Genomic DNA, 19,516 nt, shown 5'->3' on the forward strand with positions numbered 1-19,516 from the left:
ATCCTGTCGAGACTGTGATTGCAATGCGTGGACGGTTTGCGTTCATGCATAGTCTGGTCTGAAAAGTTCCCTACTTTTCACGATTGTGCTTTAAGGAGATACGGTTGAGCGCTACGGAAAAGCTGAAGTCTGCCAAGCCAACCAATCAAACGCAAAAAAGCCCGACGACCGGGGCCTCGGATATGGCCCATATCGTGCTCACCTTTGACAACAACCGTCTTGCCAGCGCGCTTTACGGTCAGTTCGATGAAAACCTTGCCCGTATCGAACAGAAGCTTGGCGTGGATGTCCGCTCCAAGGGGAATCAGCTGTCGATCCGGGGCGAGCCGACCGCGACCGAACAGGCGCGGCGCGCGCTTGACCATCTTTATGCAACGCTGCAGAAGGGGCATGAGCTCGGACCATCGGATGTGGATGGTGCGTTGCGTATGGCTATTGCCGCCGACGACCAGCTCACCTTGCCGACCATGGAAAACAAGGGCAAGCTTTCCGCAGCCCAGATTTCCACACGCAAGAAGACGATCTTTGCCCGCACGCCGACACAGGATGCTTATATGCGTGCGCTCGACCGGTCGGAACTGGTGTTCGGCGTCGGCCCTGCTGGCACCGGCAAGACCTATCTTGCCGTTGCCCATGCTGCCATGCTTCTTGAACGCGGGCTGGTGGAGCGGATCATCCTGTCCCGTCCCGCTGTCGAAGCGGGGGAACGTCTGGGCTTCCTGCCGGGCGATATGAAGGAAAAGGTCGATCCCTATCTGCGCCCGCTTTACGATGCGCTTTACGACATGATGCCAGCGGAAAAGGTGGAGCGTGCCATTACCGCCGGTGTGATCGAAATCGCGCCCCTTGCCTTCATGCGCGGGCGCACGCTGGCGCATTCTGCGGTCATTCTTGACGAGGCACAGAACACGACTTCCATGCAGATGAAGATGTTCCTGACCCGTCTCGGTGAAGGATCGCGCATGATCGTGACTGGCGACCCAAGCCAGATCGACCTTCCGCCGGGCCAAAAATCAGGGCTGGTAGAGGCGCTTCGCGTGCTGGACGATGTGGAGGGTGTCGTCAAGGTGCGCTTCACAGAAAAGGACGTCGTGCGTCATCCGCTTGTGGCGGCCATTGTCGGTGCATACGATCGCGATGGCAAACAGCACGCGCGTCCGGAATGATCTTGCAATTGCTTGTTGGAATAACGATTTAAAAGATGCTGTCTGCCTTTTGGCAGGCAGCTTTCTTGTAACTGAAAGGATGATGCGGCTAGCCACATGGAGAGCCGCCGCAGAACGTGTCAAATAACGCGATCCATATCGATATCATGGTCGAAGCTGGCAACTGGCCGGATGAGGCTGCCCTTGAAGGGCTCGTCAGGAAGTCCGTCGAGGCCGCCTGGACAAATCTTGGACTGAACAGCGCGGCAAGCGAACTCAGTGTCGTCTTCACCGACGATGCTTCGATCCAGGCCCTGAATGCCGAATGGCGCGGCAAGGACAAGCCGACCAATGTGCTGTCGTTTCCGGCCTTTCCCGTGAAGGCCGGGATGCAACCGGGTCCGATGCTAGGCGACATCATCATTGCGCGGGAAACCGTCGAGCGAGAGGCCCTAGAAGAAGGAAAGCCGCTCGAAAATCACCTTGCACACCTCGTCGTGCATGGCTTTTTGCACCTTTTGGGTTACGATCACGAAACCGATGCGGAAGCGGAGGTGATGGAAGGCCGCGAGCGTGAGATCCTTCATGCTCTTGCCATCCCCAACCCTTATGCTGTATCCGATTACGACCTTAACAACGATTGACCATGGCTGATCAAACATCGCACCCTCCGTCCGCTGGCGAAAACCGCAGCGAGACCCAAGACGCCGAAGGGCAAAGTACGCAGCGGCCCGTAGTGGCCGAGAAGCGTTCCCTGCTGTCGAATATTTTCCCGTTTATGCGCTCGCGCCAATCCTCTTCGTTGCGCGAAGATCTGGCCGATGCACTTTCCAGCACGGCCAGCGAACAGGACTCAGCATTCTCGCCTGAAGAAAAGGCGATGCTGCACAATATCCTGCGCTTGCGTGAAATCCGCGTCGAAGACGTGATGATCCCGCGCGCCGACGTCGAGGCCGTTGAAATTTCCACGCCGCTCTGGGAGGTGCTGGAGCTTTTCGAAAAATCCGGCCATTCGCGTATGCCGGTCTATGCCGAGACGCTGGACGATCCCCGCGGCATGATCCATATCCGCGATGTTCTCAATTATATCACCAAGCAGGCACGCCAGAAGACCGCGCGCCGCAGCAGCACGCGCAGCAAGGCGACAGCCGAAGACAAGGCCGCGAAGTTCGACATGGGCCGCATCGATCTTACCAAGACGATCGGTGAACTCAATCTCATGCGCAAGGTCCTGTTCGTGCCGCCATCCATGATGGCGAGCGGATTGATGGCGCGCATGCAGGCGACCCACATCCAGATGGCGCTGGTCATCGACGAATATGGCGGGACCGATGGTCTGGTTTCGCTGGAAGACATTGTCGAAATGGTGGTAGGCGATATCGAAGACGAACATGACGACGAAGAAATCATGATCGCTGAAGAAGCCGATGGTGTGTTCGTTGTCGATGCGCGCGCCGATCTGGAAGAACTTGCCGCAAAGATCGGCCCGTCTTTCGAGGTGGGCGAGCATGGCGAGGACGTCGACACGGTCGGCGGTCTCATCTTCTCGGTTCTCGGACGCATTCCGGTTCGTGGTGAGGTGGTGCAGGCAATTCCAGGTTACGAATTCCATGTGCTGGAAGTCGATCCGCGCCGCGTGAAGAAGGTGCGCATCGTTCCGCTTTCCGCGGCTGACCGTCGCCGCCAGCAACGGGCTGTCATATCCACCAAGCCCGGAGAACAGCCCGCACAAGCCGAGACCACAACCGACGCCTCCAACGAGGCCGGATGATCGAAAGGCTGGCAGGGAAAATCATTCTGTCGAGCGGCTGGCGTCGTGCGCTGGCCGCTTTTCTGAGTGGTGCCTTCGCCACGCTGACCCAGCCGCCATTTGATATCTTTGTGGCGGGCTTCATCTCTTTTCCCATTCTGGTCTGGCTGATCGATGGCGCAATCGCCAATGCGAACGCCGGTCCGGTCAGACGCCTGTTTCCAGCAGCTATAATCGGCTGGTGGTTCGGTTTCGGTTATTTCGTGTCCGGACTGTGGTGGATCGGCGCGGCGTTGCTGGTCGATGCGGATCAGTTCGCCTGGGCTCTGCCGCTTGCGGTTCTGGGCCTGCCTGCATTTTTGGCGCTTTTCTACGCGCTTGCGGCCATGGTCGCGCGTGTCTTCTGGTCGGATGGCTTGGGGCGCATTTTCGCGCTTGCATTCGGTTTTGCGCTGGCGGAATGGCTGCGTCTTTTCCTGTTCACAGGCTTTCCGTGGAACGCCATCGGCTATGCCATCATGCCGACACCGCTCCTGATGCAATCGGTGACCGTGCTTGGACTGACTGGAATGAGCGCATTGGCAGCGTTTGTCTTTGCCGCACCGGCCCTGCTGATAGGCGGGCGATTTGCAAGGACGGGCATTGCATTTGCTCTGATACTAATCGCTGCCCATGTCGGCTTTGGTGCGTGGACGCTTTCACAAGCGCCCGCATTGGGCGAGGAAAAAACCTCGCTCGCGGTTCGTATCGTGCAGCCATCCATCGCCCAGACCATGAAGTGGGATAATGCCGAACGCCGGTCCATTTTCGACAAGCTGGTTTCCCTGACGGCGGAAACGCCCGCCGAAGGCAAGCCGAAGCCCGATGTGATCATATGGCCCGAAACGGCAGTTCCTTATATCCTCACCTCAACGCCCGAGGTTCTTTCGCGGATCGGCGAAGTTCTGCAGGACGGTCAGGTGCTGCTGACGGGTGCCGTTCGTGAAGAAAAGGCATCCGGTGGCGGCGAGCCGCGCTATTATAATTCGATTTACACGATCGATGACCGGGGCGTCATTGTCGATGCCGCCGACAAGGTGCATCTGGTCCCTTTCGGTGAATACTTGCCTTATGAGAATTTTCTTCGCAGGCTCGGGCTTCAGGAGGTGGTGGAAATGCCCGGCGGGTTTACCGCCGGTACTGCGCGCCGGGCGCTGAACGTGAAAGATGACAAAACCTTTTTGCCGCTGATCTGCTACGAGGCGATTTTTCCCGACGAGCTTGGATATTCGGGCCAGAAGGCGAGCGCCATCATCAATGTGACAAATGACGCGTGGTATGGCGATACGCCAGGGCCGTACCAGCATTTCCGGCAGGCACAGGTTCGCGCTGTGGAGCAAGGGCTGCCACTTATTCGCGCTGCCAATAATGGTCTTTCAGCGGTCGTGGATACCTATGGTCGAATCACTGACGGTCTTCCGCACGATGCCATCGGGGTAATTGACGCTTACCTACCGTCAACTCGTGCACCATTTTGGAGCACGCCGCCCGGTCCGCGACAATCTCTGGTAGCGCTGTTAACCTTACTCGCGGTGAGCGTGGCTTTCCGACTGCCAATCGGCAGGCGTTTTCATTGACAGACTAATATTGTTACGATGTTATGGCTCGGCGGCGACGGTTTTTGCGGAAAATCGTCAGACTACCTCCCAACACTTATTGTTATCGCTGTTCAGATGAACAGAGCATGAATGAAAGCTCGCAGCTGCGAGGAGTGACAGTTGTATGATTGAGAATAAAAAGAAGCCCAACCCCATTGACGTGCATGTCGGCAGCCGCATCCGTCTTCGTCGTAACATGCTGGGCCTCAGTCAGGAAAAACTGGGCGAAAATCTCGGGATCACCTTTCAGCAGATCCAGAAATACGAGAAAGGCACCAACCGTGTCGGTGCAAGTCGCCTGCAGGCGATCTCGGCAATTCTGAATGTCCCGGTCTCTTTCTTTTTTGAAGATGCACCAGGTTCCTCGAACCAGGCCGGTTTTGCAGAAGATAATGAAGCGACCTACGTTGTCGATTTCCTGAATTCCAATGAAGGTGTTCAGCTGACCCGCGCCTTCACGAAAATTTCAGATCCGAAAGTGCGCCGCAAGATCATCGATCTCGTGAAGTCGCTCGCTGCGGACGCCGACTGATTGCATATCCTAAAAAGATGATGAGCGCGGGACATAGCCGTGTCCCGCCGGACTTTGCGCTTGATGGCGCCGGATCAGGCAGAAAATGTCATCCAGAATGAATTTTCGCGCTGCGGTGCTGTGGCAACAAGAATATGCATTGACGGTTTAATCCCAACTTCGCTAACACATTACCGTGCCCGGAACGCTGGAACCTGTTCCGGGCGCTACTGTGTTTCCATGGCGGAAATATTTTCCGCTGGATTTTCAAGAGGGGTTACCCGTGTCGCGCAGTTCTTATCTCTTCACCAGCGAATCTGTGTCCGAAGGCCATCCGGACAAGGTTTGCGACCGCATCTCCGATGAAATCGTGGACATGATCTACAAGGAAGCGCGCCGTACCGGCGTCGATCCGTGGTCTGTCCGTGTTGCCTGTGAAACGCTTGCGACCACCAATCGCGTGGTCATCGCCGGCGAAGTGCGCGTGCCGGATACTTTCCTGAAGAAGAATAAGGACGGCACCATCGCCCATGATGCTGCCGGGCATCCGCTCATCAATCCTTCGCGTTTCCGCTCGGCGGCGCGCAAGGCGATCCGTGAAATCGGTTACGAACAGAACGGCTTCAACTGGAAGACCGTAAAAATCGACGTGCTTCTGCATCCGCAATCCGCCGACATTGCGCAGGGCGTGGATAACGCCGCCGACCGTCAGGGCGAAGAAGGTGCGGGCGATCAGGGCATCATGTTCGGCTATGCCTGCCGCGAAACCCCCGATCTCATGCCGGCGCCGATCTACTATTCGCACAAGATTCTCGAAAAGCTTTCGGAAGCCCGCCACAAGGGCGAGGGCGATGCGGGCAAGCTCGGTCCCGATGCCAAGAGCCAGGTCACGGTGCGCTACGAGAACGGCAAGGCCGCCGAGGTTACGCAGATCGTTCTTTCCACGCAGCATTTGGATGCGAGCTGGGATTCGAAAAAGGTCCGTTCCGTTGTCGAACCCTATATCCGGGAAGCGCTCGGTGACCTTCCGATCGCCGCCAATTGCAACTGGTACATCAACCCGACCGGCAAGTTCGTCATCGGCGGACCGGACGGCGATGCCGGGCTGACGGGCCGCAAGATCATCGTGGACACTTACGGTGGCGCAGCACCGCACGGCGGCGGCGCATTCTCGGGCAAGGATACGACCAAGGTGGATCGCTCGGCAGCTTATGCCGCGCGCTATCTCGCCAAGAACGTGGTGGCCGCCGGGCTTGCTGACCGCTGCACGATCCAGCTTTCCTATGCTATCGGTGTGGCGCAGCCGCTTTCGGTCTATGTTGATCTGCATGGAACCGGCAAGGTGTCGGAAACTGCGGTCGAGGAAGCGCTGCGTCAGGTCATGGACCTGTCGCCGACGGGCATCCGCAAACACCTCGATCTCAACAAGCCGATCTATGCCAAAACGTCGTCCTACGGTCACTTTGGCCGCAAGCCGGGCCGTGACGGTTCCTTCTCCTGGGAGAAGACGGATCTGACCAAGGCGCTGAAGGCAGCGGTTGCGTAACTTCCTGGCAGGAGGTTGCATCGAAAGCCGCTTGGCGTTATGTGTGCCGACGAATTTCGGGGAGCGCGGTCTTGGATCGCGCTTTTCTGTTATTTGAACCTGATATGATGCCGATGGATAAATCATGACCGAAGAATCTCATCCTCTGCGCGGTGCCGGAAATTTCTTCGGTCGTCGCCACGGCAAGCCTCTGCGAAGCCACCAGAAGAACCTGTTCGAGGATCTTCTGCCGCGCCTGAAGATTGATGTCAAAAACCCGGCGCCGCAGGATTTGCGCACGCTTTTTGAAGCAAAGGTCGATGCCGTGCGTCTGGAAATAGGCTTCGGCGGCGGCGAGCATCTGCATCATGAAACCGGTCGCTATCCACAGACGGGCTTCATCGGCGTTGAACCGTTTATCAATGGCATGGCCAAGATGCTGGCGGCGCTGGATGCACAGCCACGGCAAAACCTGCGCCTTTATGATGAGGATGCGACGGCGGTCTTGGACTGGCTGCCGGATGCTTCCCTGTCGGGCATCGATCTTTTCTACCCCGATCCCTGGCACAAGCGACGCCACTGGAAGCGTCGCTTTGTGAGCGACGCCAATCTGGACCGCTTCGCTCGCGTGCTGAAGCCCGGCGCAAAATTCCGTTTCGCCTCGGATATCGAACATTATGTCAACTGGACGCTCCAGCATTGCCGCCGCCATGAGGCATTCGACTGGCAGGCGAAAGGTCCCTCCGACTGGAACGATGCCTATGAAGGCTGGCCGGGCACGCGCTATGAAGCGAAGGCTTTTCGCGAGGGTCGACGCGCCGCTTATCTGACCTTCATTCGCCGATGAAGCTGCTGACCGCGTGCGGAATGAATCGAACAGCAGAAGCGGTCTTGAAAAAATCCGCTTCCGCTGGTATATAGGTTTCAAATTCTTGGTCGTTTGAACAAGAGTGGGCCCTCCCGGACCCGCTCTTTTTTGTTACTTACGGCTCTCTGAAGAGGTTTATCGAGTGACGGAACAGGAACAGGCAATTGAAGCCGCAAGCGCGGATGAGCGTATCATTCGCGAAACGGGCATCGATGCAAAAGTGGCAGGCATTGTGGAGCCGGTGATCAATACGCTGGGTTTCCGCCTTGTGCGTGTACGCCTTTCCGGCCTCAACGGCCAGACCTTGCAGATCATGGCCGAGCGTCCCGACGGCACGATGACGGTCAACGATTGCGAGCTTGTCAGCCGCACGGTTGCGCCGGTTCTCGACGTGGAAGATCCGATCAACGGAAAATACCATTTGGAGATTTCCTCTCCAGGTATCGACCGCCCTCTGGTCCGCAAGTCGGATTTTGTCGACTGGGCTGGTCACATTGCAAAGGTGGAAACCTCGATAGTTCATGAAGGCCGCAAGAAGTTTCGCGGGCGCATCGTTCTGGGCGATGCGGAATCCGTCGTGATCGAAAGCGATCAGATTTCCTATGGCAGCGAACCTGTCGTTCGCATTCCATTCGATCTGATCTCGGATGCGCGCCTCGTTCTGACTGATGACCTGATCCGCGATGCGCTGCGCAAGGACAAGGCCCTGCGCGAAGGCCGCATTCCGGGCGACGATCTCGGTAGCGATGAAGCGGACGAGCAGTCCGGCGGAGCCGCGCCGGACGAAGCCCAAGATAAAGAATAAGTTTCAGGCGTCCGGCATCTTGAGGAGCCGGATGCGACACCAAGGAGAGTCCAATGGCAGTCAGTGCTAACAGGCTGGAGCTTCTGCAGATCGCCGACGCGGTCGCACGCGAGAAGTCGATCGACCGCGAGATCGTTCTTGCGGCCATGGCCGATGCGATTCAGAAGGCGGCGCGTTCGCGTTACGGCCAGGAAAGCAACATCCGCGCGGACATCAATGCGAAGTCCGGTGAGATCAAGCTGCAGCGCCTGCTCGAAGTCGTTGAACATGTCGAGGATTACGCGACGCAGATTTCGCTCTTCACCGCCCGTGATCGCAACCCGGACGCGCAGATCGGCGATTTCATTGCCGACCAGCTTCCGCCGATGGATTTTGGCCGTATTGCCGCGCAGTCGGCAAAGCAGGTCATCGTGCAGAAGGTGCGCGAAGCCGAGCGTGACCGTCAGTATGACGAATACAAGGATCGTGTTGGCGAAATCGTCAACGGCACCGTGAAGCGCGTCGAATACGGCAATGTGATCGTCGATCTCGGTCGCGGCGAAGCCATCGTGCGTCGTGACGAACTGATCCCGCGTGAAGCTTTCCGTTATGGCGACCGCATTCGCGCCTATGTCTATGACGTGCGCCGCGAACAGCGCGGCCCGCAGATTTTCCTGTCGCGCACCCATCCGTCCTTCATGGCGAAGCTTTTCACCATGGAAGTGCCGGAAATCTACGACGGCATCATCGAAATCAAGTCGGTTGCCCGCGATCCGGGTTCCCGCGCCAAGATCGCGGTTGTGTCGCGTGACGCTTCCATCGATCCGGTCGGCGCCTGCGTCGGCATGCGCGGCTCCCGCGTTCAGGCCGTCGTCGGTGAGCTGCAGGGCGAAAAGATCGACATCATTCCGTGGTCGCCGGATGCGGCTTCCTTCATCGTCAACGCGCTCCAGCCCGCTGAAGTTGCCAAGGTTGTTCTCGATGAAGATGCCGAACGTATTGAAGTTGTCGTCCCGAATGACCAACTATCACTTGCAATCGGTCGTCGCGGCCAGAATGTGCGTCTGGCTTCCCAGCTCACTGGCTGGGATATCGACATCCTGACGGAAGACGAAGAATCCGAACGTCGCCAGAAGGAATTTGCCGAACGTTCGACCCTCTTCATGGAAGCGCTCGACGTGGACGAGATGGTCGGTCAAGTTCTGGCTTCCGAAGGCTTTGCCTCGATTGAAGAACTGGCCTATGTCGAGCCGGGCGAAATCGCCTCTATCGATGGTTTCGACGACGATACGGCTGGTGAAATCCAGGAACGCGCCCGCGAATATCTGGATCGCATCGAGAGCGAACAGGATGCGCGCCGCAAGGAACTGGGCGTCGAGGACGAATTGCGCGAACTGCCGGGCATCACCACGGCTATGCTGGTTGCTGTCGGTGAGGACGGTGTAAAGACGATCGAAGACTTTGCCGGTTATGCCGTTGACGATCTGGTCGGCTGGCGTGAACGAAAGGACGGCGAAACCGTTGCCCATAGCGGTATCTTCTCTCCGTTTGACGTTTCGCGCGTCGATGCGGAACAGATGGTGCTGACTGCGCGTTTGAAAGCGGGATGGATCACGGAAGAAGAACTGGCATCGGCTCAGGAAGAAGTCGCCGAAGCAGAAGCCGGTGAAGAGGAAGCAGCTTCCTAAGAAGCGTGCGGGAACAAGAGAGCCGCGTGGCTTCTTACGTCTGGAGCGATTCAGGCGTAAGCTGTGCGGCTCTCGCAATTAGGCTCTGAAAAATAGCCGTCGTGCATCTGAATGGATCGGTCAGTCCGGCCTTTGGGGAACGGTTCTGGCATTTGCCGCATTGGACTGAAAAATGCGTCAGGATTTTCGGAAAGCGCGATGTGTTGATTCAATGGTTTAGAGCGTCCTTTGTGCGTTTATGAGAACGCGTGACGCTCTGACGGGTTGTGGTAGGGCTTTTGCTCTGGTACAGCGCCCGCGTTGCGTCCGATGTGCGGGCAGACCGCGATATGGCAAGACGGGAGTTCGCGTGGAGCAGGATATGAATGACAGAACCTGTATCGTCACGCGCGAAAGCGGTTCTGCCGATGACATGATCCGGTTCGTGGCCGGTCCCGATGGGGCCGTAGTACCGGATTTGAAACGGAATCTGCCGGGAAGGGGATGCTGGGTGAAGGCCGAGCGCCGCCTGGTGGATGAGGCGGTCAAGCGCAAGCTTTTTGCGCGGGCGCTAAAGGAAGGTGTAACGCCGCAGGCGGATCTTGGCGCGCTGGTTGACCAGCTGCTGACGAAATCTGCTCTCGGCAGCCTGGCTCTGGCTCGCAAGGCGGGAGCCGTGGTGTCGGGCTCGACCAAGGTGGATCAGGCGATCCGGACCGGGACAGCCGCCATGGTATTGCACGCAAAGGAAGCCGCCGCCGACGGCGTGCGCAAGCTGGATCAGGCTCGCCGTGCCGTAGTGCATCTGGATGGTCCGGAGATCCCATCTTTCTCTCTTTTTACAGGAGAAGAAATGGATTTGGCATTTGGGGGCGGAAATGTGATACATGCAGCCGTACTTAAAGGAAAGGCGGCAGCCGGGTTCGTAAAGCGGGCGCTTATATTGCATCGCTATCGCGGTGAAAGCGCATCGGACTCGGAGTAGGGTGCAACTCTGGAGGGGTTTGGCAGGCCCCGGATGGGATTGCACGTTGAAACGGATGACTGGAGCTTTATCCAACATGACCGGGTCGCGTTGGATAATGCTCGAGTAGAGCGGCCGGAGCCGCGAAGGAAACGGAAACGTAATGAGCGATAAAACGAACGACGACAAGACGCTGAGCGTTAATACGAAGAAGACGCTGACCATGAAGCGGCCAGGCGTCGAGCAGAGCACCGTGCGCCAGAATTTCAGCCACGGCCGCACGAAGGCTGTCGTCGTTGAAACGAAGAAGCGCAAATTCTCGCGGCCTGACGAGAAGCCGGAAGTAGAATCGGCGGCTCCACGGCCTGCAACTCCTGCACCGGCGGCTCCTGCGTCTGCAACGCCCGCACCGGCACAGCCCGCGCAGCCTGCCCAGGCTGCACAGCCCGCTCCGGCAGGTCGTGCGCCGGCAGCCCCGGCGCCAAAACCGGCGGCACCTGCTGCTTCGGTGACGAAGCCGCATGTCGCGCAGCAGCGACCGACGCAGCAGCGTCCCGGTGGCCAGCAGGCACAACGCCCACGCCCGTCCGACCGTTCCGGCATGGTTCTGAACACGCTGTCGCGCTCCGAAATGGATGCACGCCGTCGTGCGCTCGAAGAAGCGCAGGTTCGTGAGGTTGAGGAACGCGCACGTGCCGCCGAGGAGGCCAAGCGCCGCGCCGAGGAAGAAGCGCGCCGCGCCAAGGAGCGTGAAGAATCTGCCCGTCGTCAGGCGGAAGAGGAAGCCCGCCTCAAGGCAGAGGCAGATGCCCGCCGCAAGGCTGAGGAAGAAGCTGCCAAGCGCATGCCGCAGTCGGAAGCCCGCACCGAGCGCCGTGATGATGCGCGTCCGGCGCCGCAAGGCAATCGTCCGCAGCAAGCCGGCCGCCCACAGGGGAACCGTCCGCCGCAAGGTGGCCGTCCGCAACAGGGCGGACCGCGTCCGGCGCCAAGCCTCGTCGATGCTGCTCCTATCCCCGGCAAGCCGCTTCCGCAGAGCCAGCTCCGCAAGCCCGGCCAGTCGGATGACGATGATGATCGTCGTGGCGCAGTCCGTCGCGGCGCTCCCGCGAAGCCGGAAGTGCGTGCGCCGAAAGCCACCAAGGGCGAGGATGATCGCCGCCGTGGCAAGCTGACGCTCACCAGCAACCTCGAAGAGGAAGGCCGGTCGCGTTCGCTTTCCGCGATGCGCCGTCGTCAGGAAAAGTTCAAGCGTTCGCAGATGCAGGAAACGCGCGAAAAAATTTCGCGTGAAGTCACCATTCCTGAAACCATCACGCTGCAGGAACTGGCCCAGCGTATGGCGGAGCGCTCCGTCGATATCATCAAGTACCTGATGAAGCAGGGCCAGATGATGAAGCCGGGCGACGTCATCGATGCCGATACCGCGCAGCTAATCGCCGAAGAATTCGGTCATACCGTGAAGCGCGTTGCCGAATCCGACGTTGAAGAAGGTATCTTCAACGTGGAAGACAATCAGGCTGCCATGGTTTCGCGCCCGCCGGTCGTGACCATCATGGGCCACGTCGACCACGGCAAGACCTCGCTTCTCGATGCCATTCGTCATGCCAATGTCGTGTCGGGCGAAGCGGGCGGCATCACCCAGCATATCGGTGCTTATCAGGTCGAACAGAACGGCCAGAAAATCACCTTCATCGATACGCCGGGCCACGCCGCATTTACCGCAATGCGTGCCCGCGGTGCGCAGGCTACCGATATCGCCATTCTGGTGGTTGCGGCTGACGACAGCGTGATGCCGCAGACGATTGAATCGATCAACCACGCTAAGGCGGCGGGTGTTCCGATCATCGTGGCGATCAACAAGATCGATAAGCCGGCTGCCGATCCGCAGAAGGTTCGCACGGCCCTGCTGCAGCACGAAGTCTTCGTGGAATCGATGGGCGGTGAAGTGCTCGACGTCGAAGTGTCGGCCAAAAACAAGATCAACCTCGACAAGTTGCTCGATGCTGTTCTGCTTCAGGCTGAAATGCTTGATCTGCAGGCCGATCCGACCCGTACCGCCGAAGGTGTGGTTATTGAAGCCCAGCTTGATCGCGGTCGCGGTTCCGTTGCTACCGTTCTTGTTCAGAAGGGCACGCTGCATCCGGGCGACATTCTGGTCGCAGGCAGCGAATGGGGCCGCGTGCGCGCCTTGGTCAACGACCGTGGCGAGCATGTCAAGGAAGCCGGTCCGGCAATGCCGGTCGAAATCCTCGGCCTTCAGGGAACGCCGCAGGCAGGTGACCGCTTTGCCGTGGTTGCCAATGAAGCCAAGGCCCGTGAAATCGCTGAGTACCGCCAGCGTCTGGCGCGCGACAAGGCGGTTGCACGCCAGTCGGGTGCGCGCGGTTCGCTCGAGCAGATGATGAACCAGCTTCAGGTTTCGGGCACGAAGGAATTCCCGCTCGTCATCAAGGGCGACGTTCAGGGTTCCATCGAAGCGATCAGCAATGCGTTGGACAAGCTCGGCACGGACGAAGTTCGCGCCCGCATCGTCCATTCGGGCGCAGGCGGCATCACGGAAAGCGACGTGTCGCTGGCCGAGGCCTCCAATGCCGCGATCATCGGCTTCAACGTCCGCGCCAACAAGCAGGCACGCGACGCAGCCGACCAGCAGGGCATCGAAATTCGCTACTACAACATCATCTATGATCTCATCGATGACGTTAAGGCAGCGATGTCGGGTCTTCTGTCGCCGGAACGCCGCGAAACCTTCCTTGGCAATGCGGAGATTCTCGAAGTCTTCAACATCACCAAGGTCGGCAAGGTTGCCGGTTGCCGTGTCACCGAAGGCAAGGTCGAGCGCGGCGCAGGCGTCCGCCTCATCCGCGACAACGTGGTTATTCACGAAGGCAAGCTCAAGACGCTCAAGCGCTTCAAGGACGAAGTGTCGGAAGTTCCGGCCGGTCAGGAATGCGGCATGGCGTTCGAGAACTACGACGACATTCGCGCGGGCGATGTCATCGAAGCCTTCCGCGTCGAACACGTTTCGCGCACGCTTTAAAAACTATCCCGCCGGGCTGTCGAGAGGTGGCCCGGCTTTTCGTTATCCGGTCCAGAGGGTCTGACTCCCGGCTGGATTGTGGTAAGTTGCGTATTATTGCGCCTGCCAATTTGTAGTCATGTTGTCGGACAGTCCTTTGTGGCTGGATGCCGATTGGCGGCTGTTTATCGAGGATATAGCCATGGCACGTTCTCCAGATCCAAAAGGCTCGGGCGGCCTCTCCCAGCGTCAGCTCCGCGTGGGCGAGCAGGTGCGCCACGCATTGGCGCAGGTGCTTCAGCGCGGAGAAATCCGCGACGATCTCATTGCCCGCACGGTGATTTCCGTTTCGGAAGTACGCATGTCGCCTGACCTCAAGATCGCGACCTGTTTCATCACGCCGCTCGGCGATGCCGATACGCAGGCGGTCATCAAGGCGCTGGCGGCGAATGCGAAATTCATTCGTGGTCGTATGGCGCCCAGCCTCAGCCAGATGAAATACATGCCGGAATTCCGCTTCAGGGCCGATACCAGCTTTGACAATTTTTCCAGGATCGACGCGTTGCTCCGCTCGCCGGAAGTCGCCCGCGACCTGACCCATAATGAAGACGAAGACGGCGAGGACAAAACCTCCCGCAATGGAGACGAATAAAGCATGGCAAGACGGGGCAAGAAAAAAGGTCGCCCGATATCCGGCTGGGTCATTTTCGACAAGCCGAAAGGGATGGGATCGACCGAGGCGGTCTCGAAGATCAAGTGGCTGTTCAACGCCGAAAAAGCCGGTCATGCCGGTACACTCGATCCGCTTGCTTCCGGCATGTTGCCCATAGCGCTGGGCGAAGCGACCAAGACCGTGCCTTATGTCATGGATGGAACAAAGATTTATCGTTTTACCGTAACCTGGGGTGAGGAACGGTCGACCGACGATCTGGAAGGCCAGCCGACCAAGACCTCGGATAAGCGCCCGACGCGCGCGGAAATCGAAGCATTGCTGCCGAACTATACCGGCGTCATTTCACAGGTTCCGCCGCAGTTTTCGGCAATCAAAATCGATGGCGAGCGCGCCTACGACCTCGCCCGTGAAGGTGAAACGGTCGAAATCCCGTCCCGCGAAGTCGAGATCGACCGTCTGGAGATCGTCGGCGTTCCGGATGCCGACCGTACCGAATTCGAAGTTGAATGCTCCAAGGGCACCTATGTGCGCTCGCTGGCGCGCGACATGGGGCGCGATCTCGGCTGCTACGGTCATATTTCGGAGCTGCGTCGCATTGAAGTTGCCCCGTTCACGGAAGAGGATTCGGTGACGCTGGCGGAACTGGAACAGGCATGGCCGCCGCTGCCGCCGAAGGATGAGGACGGCAATGTCATTGAGCCGGCTCCGCGCCGCGATTTTTCGGCGATTGACGCATTGGTCATTGATACGGGTGCTGCCCTTGACTGCTTGCCGCAGGTGCCCTTGACCGACGATCAGGCGCAGCGCGTGCGTCTGGGCAATCCGGTAATCTTGCGCGGGCGCGACGCGCCTTTGGAAGCGGATGAAGCCTGCGTCACCACACGCGGAAAACTGCTCGCCATCGGCTATATCGAGCACGGGCAATTCAAGCCGAAGCGGGTTTTCACAACCGGCTGATGTTTCGTTGGAAGCTGCCGGTGAGGCGGCAAATTGAATTGAGGCTGGTATTCGTGCCAATTTTGCACTATATGCCCCTCATCGATCATGCGTAAAAGCATGTCAATCGTGTAAATGGCCCGCGCTGGACGACATCCCGGCCCGGGCGTCTGGTTTTTCTCTCATCTAGAAAGGGTGTTACGATGTCGATTACTGCTGAGCGCAAGCAAGCACTTATCAAGGAATACGCCACCAAGGAAGGCGACACCGGTTCTCCTGAAGTACAGGTTGCCGTTCTTTCCGAGCGTATCGCCAACCTCACCGAACACTTCAAGGGCCACAAGAATGACAATCATTCGCGTCGCGGCCTCCTGAAGCTGGTTTCGCAGCGTCGTCGCCTTCTTGACTACGTCAAGGGCATTGACGAAGCGCGTTATCAGGCGCTGATCGGCCGTCTCGGCCTGCGCCGTTAAGGTTGAAATCGGGCGACGCCTCAAAACGTCGCCCGTTTGATTTTGAATGGGGCTATTCGTGGCCCTTGAAAAACCGGACCGGCGGCATGGTGCCCCCGGATCGGATGCCCGAGAGCCAAACGGCTCACGACTGGACCAGTCATGGGGCAGGATTGCAGGCAGTTCGTTTGGTTTTCCGCGAGCTTCCCGTTGTCTTGCCCGTGGCCTGTCCGCCAACCCGGCGTTGCCTTCAGGCGCTTTTGCGCGGCATTGCCACATGAGGACAAGATATGTTCAATACCCATAAAGTAGAAATCGAATGGGGCGGTCGTCCGCTTACGCTCGAAACCGGCAAGATCGCCCGTCAGGCTGACGGCGCTGTTCTCGCAACCTATGGCGAAACCGTCGTTCTGGCGACTGTCGTTTCTGCCAAGGAGCCGAAGCCGGGCCAGGACTTCTTCCCGCTCACCGTCAACTATCAGGAAAAGACTTACGCTGCCGGCAAGATTCCGGGCGGTTACTTCAAGCGTGAAGGCCGTCCGAGCGAAAACGAAACGCTGGTTTCGCGCCTGATCGACCGTCCGATCCGTCCGCTCTTCGTCGACGGCTACAAGAATGATACGCAGGTTGTCGTCACCGTCGTGCAGCACGATCTGGAAAACGATCCGGACGTCCTGTCGATGGTTGCCGCTTCCGCTGCTCTCACCATTTCCGGCGTGCCTTTCATGGGCCCGATCGGCGGCGCGCGCGTCGGCTACATCAACGGCGAATATGTTCTGAACCCGAATATCGACGAAATGCCGGAATCGAAGCTCGATCTGGTCGTCGCCGGTACGTCGGAAGCTGTGCTGATGGTCGAATCCGAAGCGCAGGAACTTTCTGAAGAAGTCATGCTCGGCGCCGTGGTTTTTGGCCAGAAGGGCTTCCAGCCGGTCATCGACGCGATCATCAAGCTCGCCGAAGTTGCCGCCAAGGAACCGCGCGACTTCCAGCCGGAAGACTTGTCGGCCCTCGAAGCCAAGATGCTCGCCGTTGTTGAAAGCGACCTGCGCGACGCTTACAAGATCACCGAAAAGCAGGCCCGTTATGCTGCCGTCGATGCCGCCAAGGCAAAGGCAAAGGAACATTTCTTCCCGGAAGGCGTGGAAGAAACCGAAATGTCGCCGGAACAGTTCGCGACCATTTTCAAGCACTTGCAGGCCAAGATCGTTCGCTGGAACATTCTTGATACCGGCAGCCGCATCGACGGACGCGATCTGAAGACCGTTCGCCCGATCGTGTCCGAGGTCGGCATTCTGCCGCGTACCCACGGCTCGGCCCTGTTCACCCGTGGTGAAACGCAGGCAATCGTCGTCGCCACCCTCGGCACCGGCGAAGACGAACAAATGATCGATGCCCTGACCGGCACCTACAAGCAGCCTTTCATGCTGCACTACAACTTCCCGCCTTACTCCGTCGGCGAAACCGGCCGCATGGGTTCGCCGGGCCGTCGCGAAATCGGTCACGGCAAGCTCGCATGGCGCGCAATCCATCCGATGCTGCCTGCCGCCGAACAGTTCCCATACACGATCCGCGCTGTTTCCGAGATCACGGAATCGAACGGCTCGTCCTCGATGGCGACCGTCTGCGGCACCTCGCTGGCCTTGATGGATGCAGGCGTTCCGCTTGCACGTCCGGTTGCCGGTATCGCCATGGGACTGATCAAGGAAGGCGAACGCTTCGCCGTTCTTTCCGACATTCTGGGTGATGAAGATCACCTCGGCGACATGGACTTCAAGGTTGCCGGCACGGAAAACGGCATTACCTCGCTCCAGATGGACATCAAGATCGACGGTATCACCGAAGAGATCATGAAGGTTGCTCTGGAGCAGGCCAAGGGCGGCCGCGTGCACATCCTCGGCGAAATGTCGAAGGCTCTGTCGTCGTCGCGCGCTGAACTGGGCGAATTCGCTCCGCGCATCGAAGTGATGAACATCCCGACCGACAAGATCCGCGATGTTATCGGTTCGGGCGGCAAGGTCATCCGTGAAATCGTGGAAAAGACCGGCGCCAAGATCAACATCGAAGACGACGGCACGGTGAAGATCGCATCGTCCAACGGCAAGGAAATCGAAGCCGCCAAGAAGTGGATTCATTCGATTGTTGCCGAACCGGAAGTCGGCGAAATCTACGAAGGCACGGTCGTCAAGACCGCCGACTTCGGGGCTTTCGTGAACTTCTTCGGCCCGCGTGACGGTCTGGTTCACATTTCGCAGCTGGCTAGCGACCGCGTTGCCAAGACCACCGATGTGGTCAAGGAAGGCCAGAAGGTCTGGGTCAAGCTCATGGGCTTCGATGAACGCGGCAAGGTTCGCCTGTCGATGAAGGTCGTCGATCAGGAAACCGGCAAGGAAATCGTACAGGAAAAGAAGAAGGAAGAAGCTGACGCTGAATAAGCGTTGCGTCCTTTCTGAAATTGGAAAGCGCGCCTCCGGGCGCGCTTTTTTGTTGCATGGGATTCATTTCAAGACCATGGATGAACCATGATCACACCAGCGCAACAAACTCTCTTCCTCCCCTTCGATCAGGGCATTCTGGATATGCCCGAAGAAGGCCAGTCCTTTCTTGCCTGCGGCCTGTCTGCTGACCGGCGTCTTGAAGATGAATGGAAACAGGCGCTCACTTTCCTGCAGCCCTGGCGTCCTGATTGGCTTGCTTTGGAAAAGGAAGGCTTCAAGGCAGTACCCAGGTTGGCCCCCAAGTTGGACGAGGAGCGCCGTTTCGCCGGTGGGCTACTCCTGCTCGGAAAACATCGCGGACGCAATGAGGCATGGTTTGCAGAGCTTCTGGAGCGTGTTGAACCGGGCGGATGGATAGCCGTGTCCGGTGACAAGAAGCTCGGTATTGACAGTTTTCGCAAATGGGTCGGCAATATTGCCGAAATCAGCGACCGCATGTCTAAGAACCATGCGGTGGTTTTCTGGCTGAGAAGACCTGCCGACCTCACCGGCGATTTCATCGCCGCCCTGAAGCCGCTTGCCGCCAATATCGATGATGTATTCCGGACCGAACCCGGCATGTTCTCGCATGGCGTGATCGACAAGGGATCCGCCTTGCTCGTGCCGCATATGGAAAAGATCGTCTTCGGCAATGTTGCCGATCTGGGCGCTGGCTGGGGCTATCTGGCTGCCCAATGCCTGAAATTTGCTGATCGCATCAAGGCAATAGACCTTTATGAGGCCGATTTTGAGGCGCTGGAGGCCGCACGCGGCAATCTGGAACGGCTCGCCGCATCGGTGCCGATCAGCTTCAACTGGTTCGATGTGACCAGCGAGAAGCTGACGGGCATCTATGACACTGTGGTCATGAACCCCCCGTTCCATGAGGGGCGGGTGACGGATGTTTCGCTTGGACAGGCATTTATAGCCGCTGCCGCTTCACGGCTGAAAACCGGCGGACGTCTGCTGATGGTCGCAAATCGTCAGCTGCCCTACGAGACGACGCTCAAAGGACTCTTCAAGAACGTGACGCTTCTTGAAGAGGCGAATGGTTTCAAAATCTTCGATGCGAAGAAATAAAACAAAAAACCCGGCATCTCAGCCG

General features: G+C 58.5%; 16 protein-coding genes. All 16 read left to right on the plus strand.

The genetic code is table 11. The features are described from left to right. Window positions 1-104 precede the first annotated feature (104 nt). Window positions 105-1,166 (plus strand): PhoH family protein, encoded by a 1,062-nt coding sequence (locus tag F9K78_RS09495; protein ID WP_174813449.1) that lies wholly within the window; start codon window positions 105-107, stop codon window positions 1,164-1,166. A gap of 116 nt (window positions 1,167-1,282) precedes the next feature. Continuing rightward, window positions 1,283-1,789, plus strand: coding sequence for an rRNA maturation RNase YbeY (gene ybeY, locus F9K78_RS09500; RefSeq protein ID WP_121987004.1), 507 nt, complete (start codon window positions 1,283-1,285; stop codon window positions 1,787-1,789). Between the two features lie 2 nt (window positions 1,790-1,791). Next, window positions 1,792-2,916 carry a hemolysin family protein gene (locus tag F9K78_RS09505; protein WP_121987003.1) on the plus strand — a complete coding sequence of 375 codons (1,125 nt, stop codon included), beginning with the start codon at window positions 1,792-1,794 and terminating at the stop codon, window positions 2,914-2,916. Beyond that, on the plus strand, window positions 2,913-4,511 hold the full coding sequence (lnt, locus tag F9K78_RS09510; RefSeq protein ID WP_121987002.1) for an apolipoprotein N-acyltransferase: 1,599 nt from the start codon (window positions 2,913-2,915) through the stop codon (window positions 4,509-4,511). Before F9K78_RS09505 ends, lnt begins: the two co-directional genes overlap by 4 nt. 145 nt (window positions 4,512-4,656) lie before the next feature. After that, window positions 4,657-5,064 carry a helix-turn-helix domain-containing protein gene (locus tag F9K78_RS09515; protein ID WP_006468145.1) on the plus strand — a complete coding sequence of 136 codons (408 nt, stop codon included), beginning with the start codon at window positions 4,657-4,659 and terminating at the stop codon, window positions 5,062-5,064. 262 nt (window positions 5,065-5,326) lie between these two features. After that, complete coding sequence (gene metK / locus F9K78_RS09520; RefSeq protein ID WP_121981291.1) at window positions 5,327-6,589, plus strand: methionine adenosyltransferase; 1,263 nt, start codon at window positions 5,327-5,329, stop codon at window positions 6,587-6,589. Between the two features lie 124 nt (window positions 6,590-6,713). Then, a complete protein-coding gene (gene trmB / locus F9K78_RS09525; protein ID WP_121987001.1) occupies window positions 6,714-7,415 on the plus strand; it encodes a tRNA (guanine(46)-N(7))-methyltransferase TrmB in 702 nt (233 codons plus the stop codon). 163 nt (window positions 7,416-7,578) lie between these two features. Beyond that, window positions 7,579-8,241 (plus strand): ribosome maturation factor RimP, encoded by a 663-nt coding sequence (gene rimP, locus F9K78_RS09530; protein WP_121987000.1) that lies wholly within the window; start codon window positions 7,579-7,581, stop codon window positions 8,239-8,241. A gap of 53 nt (window positions 8,242-8,294) precedes the next feature. Next, window positions 8,295-9,908, plus strand: coding sequence for a transcription termination factor NusA (gene nusA, locus F9K78_RS09535; protein ID WP_121981294.1), 1,614 nt, complete (start codon window positions 8,295-8,297; stop codon window positions 9,906-9,908). Window positions 9,909-10,257: 349 nt separating this feature from the next. After that, on the plus strand, window positions 10,258-10,872 hold the full coding sequence (locus tag F9K78_RS09540; protein WP_268903000.1) for an RNA-binding protein: 615 nt from the start codon (window positions 10,258-10,260) through the stop codon (window positions 10,870-10,872). Between the two features lie 142 nt (window positions 10,873-11,014). Continuing rightward, window positions 11,015-13,894 (plus strand): translation initiation factor IF-2, encoded by a 2,880-nt coding sequence (infB, locus tag F9K78_RS09545; RefSeq protein WP_121986998.1) that lies wholly within the window; start codon window positions 11,015-11,017, stop codon window positions 13,892-13,894. 181 nt (window positions 13,895-14,075) lie between these two features. Continuing rightward, window positions 14,076-14,525 carry a 30S ribosome-binding factor RbfA gene (gene rbfA, locus F9K78_RS09550; protein ID WP_121987045.1) on the plus strand — a complete coding sequence of 150 codons (450 nt, stop codon included), beginning with the start codon at window positions 14,076-14,078 and terminating at the stop codon, window positions 14,523-14,525. A 3-nt stretch (window positions 14,526-14,528) separates the two neighbouring features. Then, window positions 14,529-15,503: a tRNA pseudouridine(55) synthase TruB gene (gene truB, locus F9K78_RS09555; RefSeq protein ID WP_121986997.1), complete on the plus strand. Its 975-nt coding sequence runs from the start codon at window positions 14,529-14,531 to the stop codon at window positions 15,501-15,503. Between the two features lie 182 nt (window positions 15,504-15,685). Then, complete coding sequence (gene rpsO, locus F9K78_RS09560) at window positions 15,686-15,955, plus strand: 30S ribosomal protein S15 (RefSeq protein WP_006473093.1); 270 nt, start codon at window positions 15,686-15,688, stop codon at window positions 15,953-15,955. Window positions 15,956-16,224: 269 nt separating this feature from the next. Beyond that, the gene (pnp, locus tag F9K78_RS09565) at window positions 16,225-18,369 is read left to right on the plus strand and encodes a polyribonucleotide nucleotidyltransferase (protein WP_121981298.1); all 2,145 of its coding nucleotides are present in this window, start codon (window positions 16,225-16,227) and stop codon (window positions 18,367-18,369) included. An 87-nt stretch (window positions 18,370-18,456) separates the two neighbouring features. Next, window positions 18,457-19,491, plus strand: coding sequence for a class I SAM-dependent methyltransferase (locus F9K78_RS09570; RefSeq protein ID WP_121986996.1), 1,035 nt, complete (start codon window positions 18,457-18,459; stop codon window positions 19,489-19,491). Window positions 19,492-19,516 lie beyond the last annotated feature (25 nt).

Origin of the sequence: Brucella pseudintermedia, from assembly GCF_008932435.1 — a bacterium.
GTDB lineage: Bacteria > Pseudomonadota > Alphaproteobacteria > Rhizobiales > Rhizobiaceae > Brucella > Brucella pseudintermedia.

Coding starts and splice junctions, on each gene's coding strand:
- F9K78_RS09505 (WP_121987003.1), top strand. CDS start 1,792: ATGGCTGATCAAACATCGCACCCTCCGTCCGCTGGCGAAAACCGCAGC.
- nusA (WP_121981294.1), top strand. CDS start 8,295: ATGGCAGTCAGTGCTAACAGGCTGGAGCTTCTGCAGATCGCCGACGCG.
- F9K78_RS09515 (WP_006468145.1), top strand. CDS start 4,657: ATGATTGAGAATAAAAAGAAGCCCAACCCCATTGACGTGCATGTCGGC.
- F9K78_RS09570 (WP_121986996.1), top strand. CDS start 18,457: ATGATCACACCAGCGCAACAAACTCTCTTCCTCCCCTTCGATCAGGGC.
- pnp (WP_121981298.1), top strand. CDS start 16,225: ATGTTCAATACCCATAAAGTAGAAATCGAATGGGGCGGTCGTCCGCTT.
- infB (WP_121986998.1), top strand. CDS start 11,015: ATGAGCGATAAAACGAACGACGACAAGACGCTGAGCGTTAATACGAAG.
- trmB (WP_121987001.1), top strand. CDS start 6,714: ATGACCGAAGAATCTCATCCTCTGCGCGGTGCCGGAAATTTCTTCGGT.
- lnt (WP_121987002.1), top strand. CDS start 2,913: ATGATCGAAAGGCTGGCAGGGAAAATCATTCTGTCGAGCGGCTGGCGT.
- truB (WP_121986997.1), top strand. CDS start 14,529: ATGGCAAGACGGGGCAAGAAAAAAGGTCGCCCGATATCCGGCTGGGTC.
- rbfA (WP_121987045.1), top strand. CDS start 14,076: ATGGCACGTTCTCCAGATCCAAAAGGCTCGGGCGGCCTCTCCCAGCGT.
- rpsO (WP_006473093.1), top strand. CDS start 15,686: ATGTCGATTACTGCTGAGCGCAAGCAAGCACTTATCAAGGAATACGCC.